The following is a 20,973-nucleotide window of genomic DNA, read 5'->3' as shown; positions in this document are numbered from 1 at the left end:
TTTTTTCAAGTGGAATTCGGGACACATACTGGTGAATTTGCTGCATTATTAACCACTGTCTTTTGGACTATTACAGCGCTTTCGTTTGAAACAGCCAGTAAGAAGATTGGTTCTCTTCATCTGAATCTCCTGAGGCTGGCGGTTGCTCTTGTACTTTTGGCTGTATTCTCATATATATATAGAAGTATGCCATTCCCTTTAGATGCAGGTTATCATCAATGGGTTTGGCTATCATTATCGGGTATTATTGGTTTTGTAATTGGAGATTATTGCCTTTTCAAATCATTCATACTCATTGGAGCCAGGGTTTCCATGCTGGTTATGACCCTTGCACCCATTTTAGCGGCACTTGTTGGCTGGATTTTTTTAAGCGACACTATATCTTATCTCGAAATGGCTGGTATGGCACTGACTATGGCGGGAATTGCAATGGTCATATTTGTTAGAGTCCCATCAGAAGGCACAGGAAAAGTAAAGCAAATGAAGCTGGCACTTCCTTTACAGGGAATCGTACTTGCAGTTATTGCTGCAGCAGGGCAGGGGATAGGCCTGGTGATCAGTAAGTATGGCATGAAGAATTATGATCCATTTTCTTCTGCACAGATCAGGGTTTTTGCTGGATTTATTGGTTTTGCCTTATTATTTACCATTTTGAGAAAGTGGAATGAAGTCCCTGCCTCAATCAGAAATCGGAAGGCAATGTTATGGCTGGTAATCGGATCCATTTTTGGCCCGTTTCTTGGCGTCTCCTTTTCAATGATAGCTGTTCAGCATACTAATGCCGGTATTGCACAAACCATTATGTCCCTGGTACCTATCATTATTATTCCACCGGCAATCATGATTACAGGTGTATGGCCCAAAATGAGGGAAATCATAGGAGCCTTGCTTGCCGTAGCCGGGGTATCATTATTCTTTATTTAGCCCTGACCCGGTTTATATTTCGCTTTTGATAAAATCAGTGTAGAATTGATATTCTTCATCAGAAAGCTTTTTCCTGGAGTTACTATCGAGAAGAATATCTTCATTTTCAACAATCTTTCCATACCAATCCTCATCTGCCTGTAGATCACCAGGTCTCCTGATGACAATATGCATATGAAAATGTGGAATGGATTGGCCTGCTACTTTACCTTCCTGAACAGACCAGTCAAAACCTTCCCCTCTAAATGTTTTTAGAAGAAGCCGTGTGACTTCTGCAGCGAAAACCAGAAATTCTGACTGCTCTTCTTTAGTAAAATCCAGCACACTCTCAATATGACGCCTGGAAATGACAAGTGAATGTCCCCTAATGATGGGGGCAATATTATAAATTGCCCTGAAATAATCCGATTCGAGGAAGGAAACATTACTTATCCCTTCCCTGCAAAAGGGACATGACAGTGTCAATGGCTCTTCCATTTCTTTCTTATTCATACCAACTTCTAATACATTGACTATCGGATCTTATTCGAAAACAATAGTCATTTCTACCCTTCTGTTTCGCTGTTTCCCTTCAGCTGTTGAATTATCAGCAACTGGTTTTGTTTGTCCGTACCATTCAGTCCGGATTTTTTCAGCAGTCACTCCATGATCTGTCAGGTATTTTTTGACTGCTAATGTGCGGTTTTTAGAAAGGGTCATATTGGCCTCTGGTTTACCAACATTATCGGTATGGCCAGCAAGTAAAAGCTTAAATTCAGCCTTTTTTATCAGTAAATCAGCAAGTTCATTGAGTGAAACCTTAGATGCTTCTTTAATAATAGATTTACCTGTTTCAAATTCAAGATTTGCAAAGGCTTTATTAATCACTTCCTGTTCTTCCTTCTTAATTTCAGGGCAGCCATTATTGACGGCTACTCCTGCCACAGATGGACATAAGTCATATTTGTCAGAAATACCATCTCCATCTGTATCCGGGCATCCACGGAATACCACGGTACCTGCAATGCTTGGACATTCATCATCTTTGTCAGCAATGCCATCTGAATCAGTATCATTGTAAGGACAACCGAAGTTTTCCACAGGACCCTTAACACTTGGACAATGATCTTCAACATCTTTAATTCCATCTTCATCACTATCAATAAATGGACAACCTTTATTTTCAAGTGTTCCAGGAATAGTTGGACAATTGTCATCCTTGTCTGCAATCCCATCATTATCCTGATCAGGACAACCCTGAAGAGAAATCAATCCAGCATTGTATGGACAATCATCTTTACTGTCGATAATACTGTCACCATCACTGTCAGGGCAACCAAAGAATTGTTCAAGTCCTTTGATATCAGGGCATTGGTCATTATTGTCAATGATTCCATCCCCATCCTTATCAGGACAGCCGGCAAATTCTTTCAATCCCGGATCTTGAGGACATTTATCTTCCGGATCGGTTATACCATCAAGGTCGGCATCAGGACATCCCTTCATTTCCAGTATTCCAGGGGTATCGGGACAATTATCTTTTCGGTTTGATACTTTATCTCCATCGCGATCACGAGGACTCCTATACATTATTGGAATTTTTAAAGCCATGTAAAAATTTCCTCCGTAACGATAATTCCCTGCTGCAAGAAGACTTAATATATCATTTGAACCCAGCCAGAATCCACCTAAACGAACTCCTAACCCAACATTGGTTTTTTTCATACTTGTATATTGCATTGGGATAGCCACTCCAAAATACTTCGCATCAAACCTGGGAATGAGACTCCAGGAGGACAGATAATGAACCTTGTTTACATCATTACTACCCCGATTCAGAGCAATATAAGGTGAGAAATTGACATAGAAACCTTTCCAGATATTTACATCAGCCTGAAGACTGATAGCTGTTGGAAGGTTCATATTGTACTTCGTTGGAATATCATAAAATGTCAGGTATTTATGAAGTGTGTCATTGAAGCTCTGAATAGATTCAAATCCCATATCTCCAATATACCAGTCATCAATATTGGCATCAAAGTCCCTGCTCAGATTGGTCCTGCGGTATCGGATTTGTCCAATATCCAGTATGCTAAGCCCTAACTTGAAAAGATATTTATTCTGGTCTTTTCGCCATAAATTGGTTTTTCCATCCATGTCATATTTAAACTTTTCCCATTTAGGACGATATTCATAGACAACCCCGAAATCGAAAGTGAGGGATGGGTTTGCCAAAAACCTGTATCGGTAAGAGTTATCTTCAAGCTGATAAATATTATCTGATGCTCCATAGCTTACATATGATTTGAATAAAGTCAGGTAATCATCAGTATTGAACTGGTAATTCAGATCTTTTGCGAAAAAATACATTGAGCCAAGACCTTGAGAAATTTTTATAGTAGCTCCCGCTTTCAGAAAATGCTTCCCTTCATCCTGAATAACCCTGGCATAAGTAAAACCATAATCAATCCAGCTATTTGCCTGGATGCTTAGGTTTGCATTGGTAAGCTGAGTATACCAAAGGTCCTCCACCTTGAGCTCATTGTCCATCAACCTGGCCAATTCTTCGCTGAGATTGTCCATATTGAACATAAACCTGACTCTTGGAGTAAAAGCAATAGCATCCTTTTCTGATAGGTTGAACATAAATCCGAACAAATCCTGCTGGATTGACATATAAAATGATTTGTCATTTTTAGCAGTGTTTCTTTGAACATAGTCCAGGTCTTCCCAGGTATCCATCTCGCTGAATAATTCCGGATGCCATAATACATAGGGGTCAAGGCTGAAGTAATTATTATAGAAGCTTGCTCCTGTTGCTGACAGGTTGAGGTCAAATTTGTACCTGCTATCAGCAATAGAAGCAGGTTGAAGCTGCACTCCATTAACACCGGCATAATTTGAGGTAGCAAAAGGCAGGTATTCCTGGCTGAAGACACAGGATAACCCACTAATATATAGTACTATTATCAATAGTATCTTTTTCATCATAAATTGTTTGTTGTTTCTCATTAATCTCAAAGATAATGATTTGGTCATACAGATAGTTGATATTTTATTGTAGTTAAACTGAAGAATCTTTGAGAAGAAATGAAAATATGATTTTGGGCATTGAGGATATATATTATTTTTGCATGATTCAAAGATAAATTCACGTTGTTAAATATAAAGTAAAATCCTGTTAATTGACTATCGGACAAGTATATACGCATTTACTGACAGAACTCAAAGCAAAATTTGCGTATGAAGAAGCAAGAGTAATGGTGATCAGTCTACTTGAGCATCATCTCCAAATGTCAAGGGCAAGGATCATGATGCAATTCAGTATTGAGGTTCCTGATAATAATCTTCCTCCACTTGCAAAAGCATTGGATGATTTAATTAACAACAGACCCCTGCAGTATGTTTTAGGTAAGACCTGGTTTTTTGATTCAGAGTTTATCGTTAATCCGCATGTTCTGATCCCCAGGCCTGAAACAGAATTATTGGTTGAAAATATTATAAATGAACTAAAAACTATTACTGCAGATATTAATTTCCCTCTAAGAGTACTTGATATTGGCACAGGGAGTGGATGCATAGCGATAACACTCAAAAATCATTTCCCCGATTTCCTTGTTTATGCTATGGATGTTTCAGAAGAAGCACTTCAGGTTGCCAGGAATAATGCTCAGATGAACAAAGCAGATGTGGCTTTTTACCTGGCTGATATACTGGTTGAAGAAACCCTTGATGGACTTCCATTGTTTGATATCATTGTCAGTAATCCTCCCTATGTACTCGAAAGTGAGAAAAAGTGGATGAAGAAAAATGTCCTGGATCATGAACCTAAGGAAGCATTATTTGTCCCCGATGCTCATCCTTTACTTTATTATGAAGCCATAGCAAAGTTTGCATCTTCCTTTTTGAGACCACAAGGGTACATCTTTCTTGAAATCAATGAAAATTATGGAGATGCGGTTAAATCACTATATTTGGATCATAAATTCCTCGATGTGCAGGTATTGAAAGATCTTTCGGATAAGGACCGTTATGTACATTGCAAAAATAATTAACCTTTTATTCACTCAATAAATCAAAAAAAATGACTGAAACCATTAGAAGAACCCTACGTGATTCTAAGGCAGCAAGATGGATTGCCCTTCTGCTGATTTCTTTGACCATGTTTTTTGCCTATTTCTTTGTTGATGTAGCTTCTCCTATCAAAAATCAGTTTGAAATTAATTACCACTGGTCATCCGAAGTTTTTGGCATGTATGGTGGAATGGAGTTCTTTTTCAATGTGTTTCTTGGATTTTTAATTATCTCAGGAATTATCCTGGATAAGATGGGTATCCGCTTTACCTTGATTACATCAGGAATTACTATGGTTGCCGGAGCATTTCTTAAATTCTTTGCTCTGAAATTCATTGATCCTTCTTCCATGTCTTCTGTTCTAGGTTATGAATTACCTACAACAGCTGTGTGGGCTTGTGTTGGTTTTGCTGTTTTTGGAGTTGGTGTCGAAATGGCTGGTATTACTGTTTCCAAAACAATTGTAAAATGGTTCAGAGGGAAAGAACTAGCATTGGCTATGGGTCTCGAAATGGCAATTGCCCGTCTCGGAGTTTTTGCAGTTATGTGGTTATCCCCGATTTTTGCAAATAACGGCGACAATGTTCCACCTTCAGAATGGACAACTGCTAATGCTTACCTATGGGGAATGATATTTCTGATTATTGGTCTGCTCACTTTCCTTATCTATACGGTGATGGATGTCAAACTCGAAAAACAGCTTGGAGTTTCTAAAGATGCAGGTGGAGAAGAAGAATTCAAAGTTAGCGATCTTAAAAAGATTTTTACAAATCCCGGATTTCTTGCTATTGCAGGTCTATGTGTGTTGTTTTATTCAGCTATTTTCCCTTTCCAGCGTTTTGCTACCGAAATGTTGGCAAGCAAACTAGCCGTTGATCCCAAAGAAGCTGCCCGTTACGTTTCCATGTTCCCTATTGGTGCTATGATATTAACTCCATTTATCGGATTCTTCCTCGACAGAAAAGGATGGGGTGCTACCATGATGTTATATGGTGCAATTTTATTGACAGTTTCACACCTTATTTTTGCTCTGGTTCCATCTGATGTGTTTAATCTTCCCATCGCAATCGGAACTATTGTAATTCTTGGTATTTCCTTCTCTCTTGTCCCTGCTTCTATGTGGCCATCAATGCCTAAAATTGTAGAAGACAGATATTTAGGCTCTGCTTACGGAGCAATTTTCTGGATTCAGAATATGGGTCTTTTTGGAGTTCCAATTCTGATTGGTTATGCCCTTTCAGCTTCAAATCCCGAAGTAGTTGCTTTCATTGAACAGAATGGTGAGGCTATAAAAGCGGGAACAATCCAGGCCCCAACTTATAATTATACAGTACCCGAACTCATTTTTGCGGGATTCGGTGTTCTTGCAATTATCCTTTCTGTTGTCCTTAAAGTTGTTGATAAGAAAAATGGCTACGGTCTGGATATTCCCAATATTAAAAAATAAATAAAACTATACATTTATAACTCCCTTGATCCAAACTTATTGGACAAGGGAGTTGTTATTAATAATGAAGTCAAAGCTGTTTTTCATCTTGGCATCCCTGCCTTCCCTGTCATCGAAACTACATCAATACTAAAATAATAATGAAACTCACAATCGTATTTCTATTACTGGCTTTTACTGCAATAATTCCTTTAAAAGCTAATTCTATAGGTGATCCTCCTTCGCAAAAGAAAAAGAACAAATCACCAAAAAATATCATTTTGATGATTGGTGATGGAATGGGTACTGCTCAGGTTTATATGGGTCTAACAGCTAAAAAGGGCCAATTGAATTTGGCAAAGTTTCCCATTTCCGGTTTTGTAAAAACCAATTCATCAGATAATTATATCACAGACTCAGGAGCCGGAGCAACAGCCTATGCCACTGGAAGTAAAACAAATAATGGCTATATATCTGTTGCACCCGATGGAACGGTCCTGGAAACCATACTTGAAGCAGCTGAAAAAAAAGGACTCTCTACAGGACTTGTGGCAACGTCTTCCATTACTCATGCAACTCCCGCAGGTTTTATTGCTCATACCAGCAATCGGGGAAATATGGAAGATATTGCGATGGATTTTCTGAAAACCGATATTGATATTTTTATTGGTGGAGGGTACAATAATTTTGCCCTTAGAAAAGATAGTCTGAACCTCATTGATAGCTTGATTTCAAAGGGGTATTTTGTTGCAAAGGATATAAATGATATTGATTTACCAACAGTTAGTAAAGTTGCAGGATTACTGGCTCCAGGACATCTGCCCAAGCTATCAGCAGGAAGAAAAGATATGCTTTCAAAAGCCTCTGAAATGGCCATGAAACTACTCAGCAGGAATAAAAAAGGATTTTTTCTTATGATTGAAGGATCCCAAATTGACTGGGGAGGACACGACAACAGCCTTGAATATGTTAGAGATGAAATGGTTGATTTTGATGATGCTGTGGGTAAAGTATTGGAATTTGCCAGAAAGAATGGTGAAACACTTGTAATTGTGACTGCTGATCATGAAACAGGTGGTTTAGCTCTAACGGGTGGCGATATTCCAACTGGAAAAGTGGAAGGTGGTTTCATCCATAAGGATCATACAGCTGTTATGGTTCCTGTCTTTGCTTTTGGCCCCGGAGCAGAAAATTTTTCTGGGATCATGGATAATACAGATGTGAACAGAAAATGCATGGATCTTTTGAAATTAAAATATAAGAAGTGAGTTGATATCACATGAATGTAATTTACACTTCCTGGTATGAAGATACTAATTGTTTCTGCAACCTCACTTGAAATTGAACCGACACTGAACTATCTTGGCAAAGGTCAAAATATTTCGAATAATCTTACTCGCTATAAATCAAGGGGGTGGCAGATTGATGTTCTGCTTACAGGTGTCGGAATGGTCTCAACTACCTACTGGATGACACAGGTAAGCAAAAACAGGAAATATGATGCCTTCATCAATGTGGGTATATGCGGCAGTTTCAATCACAATTTAAAGTTAGGAGATGTTATTAATGTGTTGGAAGATTCATTTCCCGAAAAAGGAGCTGAATCTGGAGAGTACTTTCTTTCATTGATTGATCTAAAGCTATTGGAACAAGATGAATACCCTTTTACAAATGGTAAACTCATCAATAATACGAGGCTCGATAGTAAATTAATTGATTCATTGCCTTCAGCTAAAGCTGTAACAGTAAATACAGTTCATGGAAACCTTGAAAGTATCCGGAAATTCCTCATGAGGAATGATGCAGATATTGAAAGCATGGAAGGGGCTGCATTTTTTTATGTCGCTTTCCTGGCAGGAACTCCATGTCTGCAACTCCGGGCTGTTTCCAATTATGTGGAGCCAAGAGATACATCAAGATGGCAGATCCCTCTTGCTATTCAGAATTTGAATAATGCATTGATCGAACTGTTGCAGGAATAAGTTTAGCAGTTTTTAAATGGGTGAAGGATAATATGGTTTAAATAAAAGATTGAAAGATGAAATTGAGCCTTGGCTTTTCACCATGCCCTAATGATACATTTATCTTCGATGCATTAGTTCATCAGAAAATTGACACAGAAGGACTCGAATTTGAATATGTCCTGGCTGATGTTGAAGAACTGAATCTATGGGCTATGAACCAGCGATTGGATATAACAAAAACTAGTTTTCATGCCTTTCTATACCTGACCAATAATTATATACTTCTTAATTCCGGAGCCGCGCTTGGATTTGGGACGGGTCCATTGCTTATTGCTAAAAATCAGCCAGATTTACGCGAATTACCTGGGATGAAGATTGCTATCCCAGGTCGCTATACTACAGCGAATCTTTTGATTTCATTTGCCTACCCTGAGGCCTCTAACAAGATAGAGTTTCTTTTCTCTGAAATTGAAAATGCAGTTCTGGATGGAAAAGTAGATGCGGGTGTTATCATTCATGAAAATCGGTTTACATACCAGGATAAAGGATTAGTAAAAGTCACTGACCTTGGCTTATTTTGGGAGAATCATACAGGAAATCCAATTCCATTGGGTGGGATCGTTGCCAGGAAGTCCTTGCCGGCAGAAGTTTTATATGCTGTGGATAGAGTACTTAGAAGAAGTGTTGAATACGCTTTGGAAAACAATGTGATCAGTTCATTTGTTAGCTGTAATGCTCAGGAAATGAAGGAAGAAGTGATGCGAAAACATATTGAACTCTATGTGAATAAATTCAGCATAAATCTAGGAGAGGAAGGCATTGGTGCTGTTCATAAGCTCTTCGAGATGGCTCATGAATCCTCCATTTTGGACAAGATTCCTGAGAATTACCGATTGAATTACCCGGAATAAATGAATATTACAATACCCTCTGATTACTATTCGGTTATTCTTTATATGAAAATATATATCCTTTCCAGATAACGAATCCCTGAATCTGAAATAAACTATTTTTGTAACATAATAATATCTGCTGGTGCGCACTTATCGTAGAATCCTTTTTTCTCTGCTTGTTTTAGCAATCAATATTTGTTGTACCAACGCGTATGCGCAACCTGAAATGGGGGGCATACCCAGGTCAGTGAGTTCAGGCTTATCATTTGGAAAGAGGTCAGTCTATTCCATTCCAGGACCGGATCTCAAGCTGATTCAGACAGAAGATAATAAGGATGCAGGACTCGAGAAACCCTATAGGGTTGGAATATCTATCCCTGTTGATATTGATATTCAACAGATTGGAGAATGGTATGTCCTTCCAGATGGCGGTAAATTATGGATTTTTGAAATTGCTGTGGAAGGGGCTATCGCCTTAGGTTTGGACTTTGATCGTTTTCTTATTCCTGAGACTGCGGACTTTTTTGTTAGTAACATAGAATACAGTCATATAGCAGGAGCTTTCACAAATGAGAATCAAAATGAAGATGGTACTTTTACGGTAAGGCCTGTTCGTGGCAATCAGCTTCGGCTCGAATATTATCAACCTGAGAATTGTAACGAAATTCCGGAAATTCATATTGGAAGTCTGAACTTCATCTACAGGGGTTTTGAACTTGAAAGTGAATACTCATCTAAGGGGTTTGGCGGTTCTGATGATTGTGAAGTAAATGTTCTGTGTGATGAAGGCTCCCAATGGTTAGATCAGGCCAACGGTGTAGTTAGAATTTTAACAAGAGTAAGCGGACAATCCTTTTGGTGCACAGGATCCATACTAAACAATACGGCTTTTGACTTTTCTCCGCTTTTATTGACAGCTAATCACTGTGCCCGCAATATGGGAGCTTTTGCTTCAGCTTCAGATATGAATAAATGGGTGTTTTATTTCAAGTATCAATCTGCCACTTGCGCAAATCCTGTTTCTGAACCTGCTGAGAAAAGTATGACAGGTGCCGAAAGGCTGGCTTCTTCTCAGAATCCGCTTGAAATTGGGTCTGATTTTTACCTTGTACGTTTGAAGCAACCGATTCCCTCGGCATACAATGCTTATTATAATGGTTGGAACAGGGATGTTTTAGCTGCGACTTCTGGTGTTGGCATCCATCATCCACAGGGAGATATTAAGAAAATCAGCACTTATAATAAGGAGCTTTCTTCCGGAACCTGGCAATCCATTCCAAATACACATTGGATAGTTGAATGGGTTTCAACTTCAAATGGATATGGGGTTACTGAAGCAGGCTCTTCTGGTTCACCATTATTTGATGAGAATGGACTTCTGATTGGTACATTAACAGGGGGAGAATCTGCCTGTTCATATACTTCAGGGAAAGACTATTATGGCAAAGTTGCATTCTCATGGAATTCTAATGGAAGCGTTGATTCCCTTAGAATGGAACCTTGGCTGGATCCATTGCAAGAGGGGAGATTGACTGTTGAAGGAGCCTATAATAACCTGATGGTGGTTGCAGACTTCAAAGCTGATACTACTGCTGTTGTAGTTGGTGGAACCCTGGATTTCTTTGATTTGTCACTTAGAAATCCAACATCCTGGAAATGGGACTTTGAAGGAGGAAACCCTTCTCAAAGCTTTGAAGCCAATCCAATGGGAATTAAGTATGATACTTGTGGAAAATTTAAAGTTAAACTTACTGTTAGTAATCAGTATGGACAAGATACACTTGTAAAACTCGGATATATTGATGTTAAATCGATCCTTTATCCAAATCCGACAAGTGGAAAGGTTACCATATTTACCAATTCAAGAACAACCGAACAGGCCTTGATCAGAATTTATGATGCTTTAGGTAGGTTTCAAAGTGAAATAGTATGGGAGTCAAATGCAGGTCCAGCGATCAGTTTTGATCTGCCAAGATCGGGAAAACTGTTTTTTATCCAAATGATCCAGGGTGATATGAATCAAATTCATAAAGTAATTGTTTTACAACCTGGAACTGATTGATTCCTCATTTAGTATTGTTCTTATAGCAAAACTGGTTCACTTTTGAACCCAATTAATAGTTTGTCGATGAAAGAGTTATTGGAGAGCGCATTATTACCTGATCATCTTAAACTGATTGCAATAAAAGTGTTGGATGGAGAAAGGATTTCAACGTCTGAAGGCTTGATTTTATATAAGGAAGCGGAGCTGTCTCTTCTTGCCTTATTAGCTGATAATGTGCGTATAAGAATCAATAATAATTATACTTTCTATAACCGGAATGTACATATAGAACCTACTAATATTTGTGTCTATAATTGTAAGTTTTGTTCCTATTCTCATCATCAAAGTCCGGAGTCCTGGGAATTATCCATTGAAGAAATGGTGGAAAAAGTGAAGTCTCTTGGTGATGAAATAACGGAAGTACATATTGTAGGTGCAGTACATCCTGCCAGGGATATCAATTACTATGCTGATCTGATCAGAAAAGTGAAGACATGCCGCCCCGGTTTACATATTAAAGCCTATACAGCTATTGAAATAGAATATATGGCGAAGAAAGCTGGTATTGGTCTTGAACAGGGATTACAGATATTAAAAGAGGCAGGTTTGGATTCTATCCCTGGTGGTGGAGCTGAAATCTTTGATGAACAAATAAGGGAAGTGATTTGTGGAAAGAAATCTACCTCTGAAGCCTGGTTGGATGTCCATGAAACTGCGCATAAACTGGGTATTCCAAGTAATTGTACTATTTTGTATGGACATGTTGAGCATTATGAGCATCGGATTGAACACCTCCAGCGACTAAGATCTCTACAGGATAAAACAGGTGGTTTTAATGCTTTCATCCCTTTGAAATTCAGAAGTATGAACAATGAGCTTTCCTGGGTAGGGGAGGTTTCTCTCCTGGAAGATATGCGCAATTTCGCTGTTTCGAGGATCTTTCTTGATAATATTCCCCATATTAAAGCCTATTGGCCTATGATGGGTAAGCAAATGGCTGCTCTTTCACTATCATTTGGCGTGGACGACCTGGATGGCACTATTAATGATTCAACCAAAATATACTCAATGGCTGGAGCAGAAGATACCAATCCTTCTCTCAATTCAGAGGAGTTAAAATCACTGATTCGTAATGCAGGCCGGATACCTGTAGAGAGAGATTCATTATATAATGTGATTCAAATCGATTAAATCGTATCTTTAAATTGTTCTTCAAAATTATTTGAAAATCACTGATGATTTTTAGAAAAGAGTTGTATGTTGTGCCTGGAATATTTGAATTGTATTATAAACTAAGATTTCAATATCACTCTTTTAGGGGATTTCCCTGTTTTTTATAAAAGTTTGGATGTTGAAATCTTTTTAATGATTATTCTGTATTGAGTTGCGAAGTATGCATTGTGATCGTATTTTTGTTAAAACTAAATGTCTAACCAAAAATTTATTAACATGAAAATAAGATCTTTGTTTTTGCTCATCCTATTTCTTGGTGTTTATCTCCTGGGTACAAGCCAGGAGTTTGAAAAAGGATCTAAAGTTCTTAACCTCGGTGTAGGTTTTGGCGGATATGGAACATGGGGATATAATGTTGCCGTGCCTCCTGTGTCTGCTTCTGTAGAAATTGGAATACTTGATGGTATTATTGATAAAGGATCTATCGGTGTTGGTGGATACATTGGATATGCCAGTTACAAGCAAGATGGAAGCTGGGCCGGAGATGAGTACTGGACCTATAACAGACTTTTCCTTGGTGCACGTGGGGTATTTCATTATCCTCTGATTGAAAAACTGGACACTTATGGTGGTTTGATGCTGGGTTTCAATAGTTATATGTGGAAATGGCATGGTACTACTTATGATCCCATTGAACCAGGAAATTCCGGAGTTGGATCTTCAATCTTTTTAGGCGGACGTTATTATTTTAATGATAAGTTTGCCGGGATGGCAGAACTAGGTTATGGGATTTCCTACCTTAATCTTGGAATTGCCTTGAAGTTTTAATTCAAGGTTGTGTTTAGATGCTTTTTATAAAGCTAGCTAACTATTTTTGCCATCTTTTTACCTGAGAACCTATTCTGGCTAATAATCAGGCTTAGGAAATAAAAATAGTAAAACTTAAGTAAATTACTTGTTTAACCAATAATTACGATATATATTTGTTACATCTGATACGGAAATCCAATCCTTCAATCTAAATCCATAATCATGAAAAAATTATTACTTTTCGCATCCATGGTAATCTTCTTGGGTTGCCAGAACCTCTGGGCCAATCAGGCCGCTGATTTTCAAATCGATAAACAGCAAGTTTTAAATGAGTTCTCAGAACTGAATCAGTTGGAACAGACTGTTATTCAAAATGATTTCATGAGTCTGTCAGAAATGCAAAGCAAAAACATGATCTCATCCAGGTATGGTAACCTGAATCTAACCAATGGTATGATGATGGAACCAGCTTTGGGAATTCCCGGATTCTGGTGGGGATGCGTTTTTGGTCCGGTTGGTATCCTTATTGTTTATTTGGTTACTGACAATGACAGGGATGAAGTTAAGAAATCACTTTATGGATGTATTGTTAGTGGTGCATTCTGGATTGCCTGGGAAGTATTCTGGCTTATTGTTTATGGTAATTCATTCTTAATCTAACGATTAAAAGCTTTGTAAACAAAAAGCGATTCAATTACAAAAATAAGTATGAAATCCTGAAAGGTTTCATACTTATTTTTTTTAACCATCTTAAATACTTCATTTTTAAAAATGATAACTCTTATTTACTAAGTTTGCCTAACCCTATTAAGCAAACACAATACTTTTAAGGATGCGTATTTTTCTGACTCTTACTTGTTTTATCATCCTTTTTTCCATCGAATTAAATGGGCAAAAGGATATTTATTATAGGATCAGAGCCGATTTTTCAATAAAGGAAAAGTCAACAGAAGGCAAATCAAGCCTGACAATGGGTCAGGTTTATTATGATAAACTGAAACACAAACTGCTTTACAATATTCTCTTCCCTGAAAAAGAGGTATGGTTATTCAAGGACACAATCATGTACAAGTTAAAAGCCGGTAGTGTCGATAAAAAGCCTCTGCTTCCTGGTTTTGTTGACTTTTCCATCTTTAACCTGGCTCTGAATAATAACCTAAAGGATTATGGACTGAAGAAAACTATGTTTTCCCTGAGTGGGGTAGTAAAAGAAGATAATATGGTGATCTCTACCTGGGTCCCCAAAAAGGAATATGCCAAGATATTAGGTGAGGTCAAGATTTCAATCATGAATAATAGATTGAATGGAGTTATTTTTTATGGTCCTACAAAGAATATTATTGGTAAGCAATTATTCTCTAATTATGTTACCATTAAAGGCTTTGAGTTCCCAACAGAAATTCTCCACCTGGCATATCTGACAAATGGTCAGGAGATCCACCAATTGACAACTTTTAAGAATATCAAAATCAATGACTGGGATGAAGCTTCTTTTTATGATTATCCTATTCCTCGCTAATCTTGTACTTTTCGCACAGGATGTAAAAGTTGAGAAGTTGGATTTTATCGCTATCACTGAGAGCCAGAAGAAAGTGCCTCATGAGCATACATATGGAGTAAAGGATGACCATTCCTCTAATGAAATGGAATTTATTTTGTACATTTTATTCAGAGGTTATAAGCACTATTTTTCTTCCCAGGATCAAAGAAGCTGCACTTTTACTCCTAGTTGTTCTGTTTATGCAGTTGAAACGATAAAGAAAAAGGGTGTGCTTGTCGGTTTTCTGGATACTATGGACAGGTTAAGCAGATGCAATGGGTTATCACCTGAAATCTATGAATACGATGTGGAACAGAAACTCTTTATCGATTATCCATGAAGTATTTTAATAGAAATCATCGGATTCATTGGGCAAGAAGGTGTGATTTTATCAATTTACGAATATGCTCTGGTTTTTCTTCCATATTCACTTCATTGATACTATTCCTTCTGACATTGACTACAACTGAAAGTTTAATTGCACAAAATCTGTTAGATATTGAACATTCAAGGAAATATGGTCAATACTTATTTGAAACCAGGCAATACAAACTGGCCATCGAAGAATGGGAAAGAGTTTTGTTTTTTTCACCCGGGGATGATACTGCTCGTTATCAGTTAATCCGGGCTCTTAATTTAGGAAATGATTATAATGAAGCCAGGCTTCAGATAAAAAGGATTTTTCCTGATCCTGTGTCTATGCCCGGCAAGTATGCAATAGAGTATTCAAAGGCCTTGCTTATAATGGATTCTGTAAAGAGCGCCACAGAAATTATAAGAGATAACAGGTTTCTAAGCACTTCTGATAGGTTATTTCTACAATTCCACCTGGATTTAAACACAGATTGGGACAAAGCCAGAAAGGCATACGGATTAGAAAAGGAAACGTACCTTAAATTAGACAATAGATACGGAGATATTATTCATCAAATTGATTCCAGGAAAATCAAGAGCCCTGCTTTGGCAGCCGCTCTTTCAACTATAGTACCAGGCAGTGGAAAAATATATGCCGGGAATTGGAAAGATGGACTAATCTCACTCTTTTTTGTGGGAGCAACTTCATTCCAGGCTATCAGAGGTTATAATCTATATGGGCCAAAGAGTGGTTTCTTTATTTCATATAGTGCTATAGCTTCAGCATTTTATCTTGGTAATATATATGGTTCATTCAAAGCAGCTAAAAGGCACAATGATAAAAGTAAGAAAAAGATACAAGAGAGTATCGGTGTTGTTTTTCTTGATCATCTTTAATTTTTGGGGATTACCACTCTTTGCTCAGACTGCTGAACATCTTTATGCTTTAGCTACTGATCAATGCAGTCAGGGGAACTATGAACAGTCAATTAAGAATCTGAAGAGAGTTCAATTCTTTGATGAAGAGACAAGGTTTCCCGATGTCTTTCAAAAGTTAGGGGATTGTTATTTTCATTTATCTGACTTTGGCTCAGCTTTTTATTATTATGATCTCGCTATCATTCAAAATGAAAATGATAGTGTGTCAAACTATTGTCTTTCAAGAAAGGTTGCCTGTAAATTATACAATAAAGAATATAATGAAGCTTTGGTTGAATTGATGTCTCTGGATTCAGAGCCTATTCCATCATTTAGAAAGGATTTTGATATGCTTTTTGGTATTACCTATTATTATTTAGGTGATTTCATGATGGCCCAACGCTATTTCACTTCTGTTTGTCTGAGTTCATTACACTGTTCGGCAGATTCTATAAACTATTTCCTTGATCATACCAATCAATTAAAGAAACGATTCAAGCCAGGAACCGCTAAAATTATGAGTATGTTTATTCCTGGTTCAGGCCAAATCTACGCCGGGGATTGGAAAAATGGGCTGAATTCTTTTTTCCTGACAACCGGATTTCTAGCTGTTGGTACTGCTCTTGGAGGGTCTCTTTCCTTTATCGATGCAGCTGTAATCGTTTTACCCTGGTTTCAGAGGTACTATACCGGAGGATTTCAAAAGGCATATAGTATTACCAGTGATCGATTGGCTAATGAAATGAACGAGAACTTGCTCGATTTGATCAGGTACATGGAGAAAAATAACAATCCAGGGTAATTATGCATGGCGTTAAGAACTTGATGCGCACTTTGTCTTTTACCATATTAATATTGGTATTTGGTTCTCCGTTTCATCTATTCGCTGAATCCAGGGTCAAAATTGCTGAAATTATCTATAAAGAAACTTCAGGTTTTAATTTCCAAAAGGTTGATTCAATTCTGAAAATTTATGAACCAAATACTGAGTTCAATCTTGACTATGAATTAGCCGTAGTGAACTATTATTGGTGGAAGATCATTTCTGGGAATAACAATGAGAGATATTCTGCATTGCTTGAAAAACGTGTTGAAGATGTGATGGCAAAGTATAGCGCCTCTAAAAAGAAATATGACGACAGGTCCCTATTTCTGCTTATTTCAATATGTGCTTACAATGCAAGGGTCAGCCTTCTGGATAATTCCTACCTTTCCGCATTAGGAGATTTATCAAAATATTACTCTTTTCTCAAAATTTCAATTGGACTGGAAAACAGGTACGCTCCTTTCCTGCTAACAACGGGTTTGTACAATTATTTTTATGGATTAGCAAGGGAGAGGTATCCTTTACTATCTCCGGTACTTAATCAATTTCAATATGGAAACAAGGAATTAGGGATCGTATTTTTAAAAAAAGCAGCGTTATCAAAAGATTGGAAGATAAGCCAGGAAGCAACATATTTCCTGATGAAAATAGCTTTTGATATCAATTCAAATTATATAGAGGCAGAGAAGTATTGCCGCATATTATTATCAAATACTCCGGGGAATATCCTGTATCAGCAGTATATGTTCAGAGTTTTTGTAGCAACAAACAGGATTTCTTCTGCTGAGGAGAAATTAAAATTAATGGAAAAGTTAGCGGTTAATAATCCTAATCTATCTGATGATGAACGTTCATTCTTTGTAAATCAATCAAAGTCAGAACTTGTAAACTATTATAAAGAACATTAATGTCTTTTACAAGACTTCCCAATTAAAATTCTTAGATAGTTTTAAGTATAATAAATGATTATCAGTTATTTATATCAATACTGCTTTGGAAATATTTTTCCCATTTCTCAACCAGTTCAGAGAAATCTTTAGGTAAATCAGATTCGAATAGAATATCTTTTCCGGAGGAAGGATGTTTGAAAGAAAGAGTTTTAGCATGTAATGCTTGTCGGGGACAGATATCAAAGCAATTCTGAATGAATTGTTTATACTTTGTAAAAGTGGTTCCTTTAATGATTTGATCCCCACCATACTTTGCATCATTGAAAAGAGGGTGTCCAATATGCTTCATATGTGCCCGGATCTGATGTGTTCGACCGGTTTCGAGTATACACTCAACCAGTGTAACATAATGGAACCTCCTAATAATCCTGTAATGCGTGATAGCTTCCTTGCCATGATTCCCGTCAGGAAATACATCCATTTTCTGGCGATCCTTCAGGCAACGGCCAATATGTCCATTGATTGTACCTTCGTTATCGATAAAATCTCCCCATACTAAAGCCCAGTATTTCCTGTCAACTTTATGATCAAAGAAGCTACGGGCTAAGAAGGATTGGGCCAATTCATTCTTGGCTACTAATAACAAGCCTGACGTATCTTTATCAATCCTATGAACAAGATAGGGGCCTGATTCAAGTTTTATTCCTTCTTCCTGAAATCTGTAGGCTAAAGCATTTAACAATGTGCCATTGTAATTTCCATGTGCTGGATGAACGACCATGCCAGCTGGTTTATCCACCACTAACAAATCCTGATCTTCAAACAGGATTTGCAATGGTATATTCTCAGCGATAATTTCTGTTTCCCTGGGAGGATAAGCTAAGACGATAGAAATTGTATCCAGAGGGTGAACTTTATGATTTGGTTTGACAGGTACCTGGTTTACCAGGATGTTACCGGCATGCGCGGCATTCTGGATCTTGTTCCTGGAAATATTTGGAATCTTACTTAATAGAAATTTGTCTATACGCAATAAAGCTTGTCCACGATCGACTTCAAACCTGTAGTGCTCAAACAGATCATTTTCTTCTCCTTGCTGATCATTAACCTCTAATTCTTCTGTCTCTTCTATCATGAACTTGTTTGCTACTCTACTTTTTTATCACTTTCCCAAAATAAATTTTTCCATCCACCTCACTGTGTAAACGAATCACATAAAGCCCTGGAAGCCAGTTGTCAATATTTATAGTTTCCTGATATGGAAACGAAGAAATTCTTATTCCGGAAGAATTAAACACCGAAACTGATAATTCATTTGAAGAATGATGCATCAAATTGATTGGCAACCTGATATTAAGATTCCCATTGGCAACAGGATTTGGATATATTGCCAATTGTCCTGTCTGAAGATTCTCTTGCATTGAAACAGGATTTGCTTTGCCAACTACAGGGCGCAATAATAAAGAGCCTGCATGCTGCTCGTCGCTTGACTGCCAGGTTCCATCCACATTATAGAATCTGTATTGATGGGTATCATTATATCTGTCGAGTCCTACATTAAGGTTATCAATAGCTGTTTGCTGCCAACCGGCATAGAAGATCAGTCCCGGGAAATTTACAGGTTCAATAACAAGAGGTTCATCAAACCAATAGGTCTGGAAATTGTTGAGGCTATCAGAATAAAGTGGGTTGACCTGAGCTAACTGTTTAATAATTGTGCCAGGTTTTCCAAATGAATCATTCCAAATCGTGATATCAATGTATTTATCACTTGCTCCTGACCTGATTTGGTTAAAGAATATCTTTAAAGCCCTCAGTGTATCCATTGTATTCAATTCGAAACGCACGGCATATGAACCTGCTGCTCCGTTAAGACCAATACCGGCTTCTGCAGTTCCATCATCATATGCATAATAATTGCTGAAAACCTGGGTATACCTTATTGTATCATTGCTTTGAATGATCATGGCCGGGTCAGTGGTGAGATAGTGAGTGGTATGGAAAACGATCTCTTCCTGGTTTTCAAATGGTGAATACAAGAAATTAACGATGGGGCGGGCAAAGGGCTGATAGGTAGAATAACTGTTTGTCAGGAAAGGGAAAATGGAATAACTTCCCCCATCATAAGTTTTGAATGGAAGTTGTGAATCCTTCTGGACATGATACCGATACGATATATTTTGCGGTGAATTATCCAGGTTGGCAATAAAGATGCTGAGCGTATCCTTCATTTCATTCACAAAATTTTCACCATACTGGGTGTAGGGCATTGCTTCATATTTTGCCAACATAGAAGGAGCTCTATCTGCAAATGCAACATCTTTAATTATCGTATCATTAATGGATCTTCCAGAATTAAGGTAAACCAGGTCGAGGTTCCATTGGTCGCCATTGCTCTGCCAATCAGGCACATAATTGTTGGCAAGGCTTGCATAATTCCTGAATCTAAAGCGAAACCCCTTTTTGAAGTATCGTATACTATCGTTGATAGGGATTAAAACCTGGTTGAAATATTGACCATGGACAATTGCAAATGTGTCAACTTGCGTGCCTCCTGCACTTGACCACTTGTATTGCCAGTGGGGAGAAATGACAGTATCCTCAGCGGTAACAATTGTATCAAATTCAAGAGGGGAGTGGAATTCAAGTACCAGGGAGTCTTTTTTTGCAGGCATTGATCCTTTTCCCTGAGGTTGATAAAAAAAACTTAGGTAAAGGGAATCACTTTTAAGTATCGCACGTTGTATCGGGGAGAACAAAGAATCAAGCCTGATGGGTTGTGAAGTAAGGAAGTCTGCCTCAAATTGATATGGACCGGCAGATGAATACAAGGCGCCATCTTCATCAATAGCATCAAAAGTCGCAACTCCAACTGTTGGAGAATGCTTAGCATAATCCGTATTGATATAAACATAATTATCAGCCCATTTAGAAGGGGAGGGCCAAATGGAAACTACTGAGAAGTCATCAAGAAAAGGAAGTGAAACAAAAACAGTGTCAGCATAACTGACTTGTGAATCTTTGTAGCTGTTAATGCTTTTATTCTTCACAGATTTGTTGTGTTCCAATGCAAACATCTTCTCCTGGGCTTTCAATGAGCCAAAAAGGCTAATCAGGACAAGGATTGCTAATAGTTTTCGCATAATTAATAAATGAGT

19 protein-coding genes are annotated in these 20,973 nt (G+C 37.8%); 15 read left to right on the top strand and 4 right to left on the bottom strand.

Annotated elements, in window-relative coordinates; all coding sequences use genetic code 11:
* The first annotated feature begins 9 nt into the window (after positions 1 to 9).
* The gene (locus IPH84_04800) at positions 10 to 924 is read left to right on the top strand and encodes a DMT family transporter (protein ID MBK7172550.1); all 915 of its coding nucleotides are present in this window, start codon (positions 10 to 12) and stop codon (positions 922 to 924) included.
* 12 nt (positions 925 to 936) lie between these two features.
* Here IPH84_04800 and IPH84_04795 read toward each other — a convergent pair whose 3' ends face one another.
* Positions 937 to 1,416 (bottom strand): HIT family protein, encoded by a 480-nt coding sequence (locus IPH84_04795; protein MBK7172549.1) that lies wholly within the window; start codon positions 1,414 to 1,416, stop codon positions 937 to 939.
* 30 nt (positions 1,417 to 1,446) lie between these two features.
* Positions 1,447 to 3,891, bottom strand: a complete 2,445-nt coding sequence (locus tag IPH84_04790) for an OmpA family protein (GenBank protein MBK7172548.1) — start codon at positions 3,889 to 3,891, stop codon at positions 1,447 to 1,449.
* A 197-nt stretch (positions 3,892 to 4,088) separates the two neighbouring features.
* Here IPH84_04790 and prmC point away from each other — a divergent pair, with 197 nt between their 5' ends.
* The 14 genes from prmC to IPH84_04720 all read left to right on the top strand — a co-directional run bounded on the left by prmC (position 4,089) and on the right by IPH84_04720 (position 17,833).
* A complete protein-coding gene (prmC, locus tag IPH84_04785; protein ID MBK7172547.1) occupies positions 4,089 to 4,958 on the top strand; it encodes a peptide chain release factor N(5)-glutamine methyltransferase in 870 nt (289 codons plus the stop codon).
* Between the two features lie 29 nt (positions 4,959 to 4,987).
* A complete protein-coding gene (locus IPH84_04780; GenBank protein ID MBK7172546.1) occupies positions 4,988 to 6,424 on the top strand; it encodes an MFS transporter in 1,437 nt (478 codons plus the stop codon).
* Positions 6,425 to 6,564: 140 nt separating this feature from the next.
* Positions 6,565 to 7,671, top strand: a complete 1,107-nt coding sequence (locus IPH84_04775) for an alkaline phosphatase (protein MBK7172545.1) — start codon at positions 6,565 to 6,567, stop codon at positions 7,669 to 7,671.
* 36 nt (positions 7,672 to 7,707) lie between these two features.
* Positions 7,708 to 8,385 (top strand): futalosine hydrolase, encoded by a 678-nt coding sequence (mqnB, locus tag IPH84_04770; GenBank protein ID MBK7172544.1) that lies wholly within the window; start codon positions 7,708 to 7,710, stop codon positions 8,383 to 8,385.
* A gap of 56 nt (positions 8,386 to 8,441) precedes the next feature.
* On the top strand, positions 8,442 to 9,278 hold the full coding sequence (locus tag IPH84_04765) for a 1,4-dihydroxy-6-naphthoate synthase (GenBank protein ID MBK7172543.1): 837 nt from the start codon (positions 8,442 to 8,444) through the stop codon (positions 9,276 to 9,278).
* 208 nt (positions 9,279 to 9,486) lie between these two features.
* Positions 9,487 to 11,322 (top strand): trypsin-like serine protease, encoded by a 1,836-nt coding sequence (locus tag IPH84_04760; GenBank protein MBK7172542.1) that lies wholly within the window; start codon positions 9,487 to 9,489, stop codon positions 11,320 to 11,322.
* 66 nt (positions 11,323 to 11,388) lie between these two features.
* Positions 11,389 to 12,495 carry an aminofutalosine synthase MqnE gene (gene mqnE / locus IPH84_04755; protein ID MBK7172541.1) on the top strand — a complete coding sequence of 369 codons (1,107 nt, stop codon included), beginning with the start codon at positions 11,389 to 11,391 and terminating at the stop codon, positions 12,493 to 12,495.
* Between the two features lie 258 nt (positions 12,496 to 12,753).
* Complete coding sequence (locus tag IPH84_04750) at positions 12,754 to 13,305, top strand: hypothetical protein (protein MBK7172540.1); 552 nt, start codon at positions 12,754 to 12,756, stop codon at positions 13,303 to 13,305.
* Between the two features lie 204 nt (positions 13,306 to 13,509).
* A complete protein-coding gene (locus tag IPH84_04745; GenBank protein MBK7172539.1) occupies positions 13,510 to 13,947 on the top strand; it encodes a hypothetical protein in 438 nt (145 codons plus the stop codon).
* Between the two features lie 172 nt (positions 13,948 to 14,119).
* A complete protein-coding gene (locus IPH84_04740) occupies positions 14,120 to 14,806 on the top strand; it encodes a hypothetical protein (protein ID MBK7172538.1) in 687 nt (228 codons plus the stop codon).
* Positions 14,784 to 15,167, top strand: a complete 384-nt coding sequence (locus tag IPH84_04735; GenBank protein MBK7172537.1) for a membrane protein insertion efficiency factor YidD — start codon at positions 14,784 to 14,786, stop codon at positions 15,165 to 15,167. Before IPH84_04740 ends, IPH84_04735 begins: the two co-directional genes overlap by 23 nt.
* Positions 15,168 to 15,283: 116 nt before the next feature.
* Entirely contained in the window at positions 15,284 to 16,078 is a 795-nt protein-coding gene (locus tag IPH84_04730) for a hypothetical protein (protein ID MBK7172536.1), read from the top strand.
* Complete coding sequence (locus IPH84_04725; protein ID MBK7172535.1) at positions 16,065 to 16,901, top strand: hypothetical protein; 837 nt, start codon at positions 16,065 to 16,067, stop codon at positions 16,899 to 16,901. The genes IPH84_04730 and IPH84_04725 overlap by 14 nt, the downstream gene beginning before the upstream one ends.
* A gap of 2 nt (positions 16,902 to 16,903) precedes the next feature.
* Positions 16,904 to 17,833 (top strand): hypothetical protein, encoded by a 930-nt coding sequence (locus tag IPH84_04720; GenBank protein ID MBK7172534.1) that lies wholly within the window; start codon positions 16,904 to 16,906, stop codon positions 17,831 to 17,833.
* 61 nt (positions 17,834 to 17,894) lie between these two features.
* Here IPH84_04720 and IPH84_04715 read toward each other — a convergent pair whose 3' ends face one another.
* Positions 17,895 to 18,950, bottom strand: coding sequence for an RluA family pseudouridine synthase (locus IPH84_04715; GenBank protein MBK7172533.1), 1,056 nt, complete (start codon positions 18,948 to 18,950; stop codon positions 17,895 to 17,897).
* Positions 18,951 to 18,966: 16 nt separating this feature from the next.
* Positions 18,967 to 20,958, bottom strand: coding sequence for a T9SS type A sorting domain-containing protein (locus IPH84_04710; GenBank protein MBK7172532.1), 1,992 nt, complete (start codon positions 20,956 to 20,958; stop codon positions 18,967 to 18,969).
* Positions 20,959 to 20,973: the final 15 nt, after the last annotated feature.

The sequence above is a fragment of the Bacteroidales bacterium genome (assembly GCA_016707785.1).
Classification (GTDB): domain Bacteria; phylum Bacteroidota; class Bacteroidia; order Bacteroidales; family UBA4417; genus UBA4417.
The sequence above is the reverse complement of the archived record's forward strand: the minus strand, read 5'-3'. Positions and strand labels throughout refer to the sequence as shown.

Coding starts and splice junctions, on each gene's coding strand:
- IPH84_04790 (MBK7172548.1), bottom strand. CDS start 3,891: ATGAAAAAGATACTATTGATAATAGTACTATATATTAGTGGGTTATCC.
- mqnE (MBK7172541.1), top strand. CDS start 11,389: ATGAAAGAGTTATTGGAGAGCGCATTATTACCTGATCATCTTAAACTG.
- IPH84_04745 (MBK7172539.1), top strand. CDS start 13,510: ATGAAAAAATTATTACTTTTCGCATCCATGGTAATCTTCTTGGGTTGC.
- IPH84_04720 (MBK7172534.1), top strand. CDS start 16,904: ATGCATGGCGTTAAGAACTTGATGCGCACTTTGTCTTTTACCATATTA.
- IPH84_04710 (MBK7172532.1), bottom strand. CDS start 20,958: ATGCGAAAACTATTAGCAATCCTTGTCCTGATTAGCCTTTTTGGCTCA.
- IPH84_04740 (MBK7172538.1), top strand. CDS start 14,120: ATGCGTATTTTTCTGACTCTTACTTGTTTTATCATCCTTTTTTCCATC.
- IPH84_04775 (MBK7172545.1), top strand. CDS start 6,565: ATGAAACTCACAATCGTATTTCTATTACTGGCTTTTACTGCAATAATT.
- IPH84_04795 (MBK7172549.1), bottom strand. CDS start 1,416: ATGAATAAGAAAGAAATGGAAGAGCCATTGACACTGTCATGTCCCTTT.
- IPH84_04715 (MBK7172533.1), bottom strand. CDS start 18,950: ATGATAGAAGAGACAGAAGAATTAGAGGTTAATGATCAGCAAGGAGAA.
- IPH84_04765 (MBK7172543.1), top strand. CDS start 8,442: ATGAAATTGAGCCTTGGCTTTTCACCATGCCCTAATGATACATTTATC.
- IPH84_04780 (MBK7172546.1), top strand. CDS start 4,988: ATGACTGAAACCATTAGAAGAACCCTACGTGATTCTAAGGCAGCAAGA.
- mqnB (MBK7172544.1), top strand. CDS start 7,708: ATGAAGATACTAATTGTTTCTGCAACCTCACTTGAAATTGAACCGACA.
- IPH84_04760 (MBK7172542.1), top strand. CDS start 9,487: ATGGGGGGCATACCCAGGTCAGTGAGTTCAGGCTTATCATTTGGAAAG.
- IPH84_04735 (MBK7172537.1), top strand. CDS start 14,784: ATGATTATCCTATTCCTCGCTAATCTTGTACTTTTCGCACAGGATGTA.
- IPH84_04750 (MBK7172540.1), top strand. CDS start 12,754: ATGAAAATAAGATCTTTGTTTTTGCTCATCCTATTTCTTGGTGTTTAT.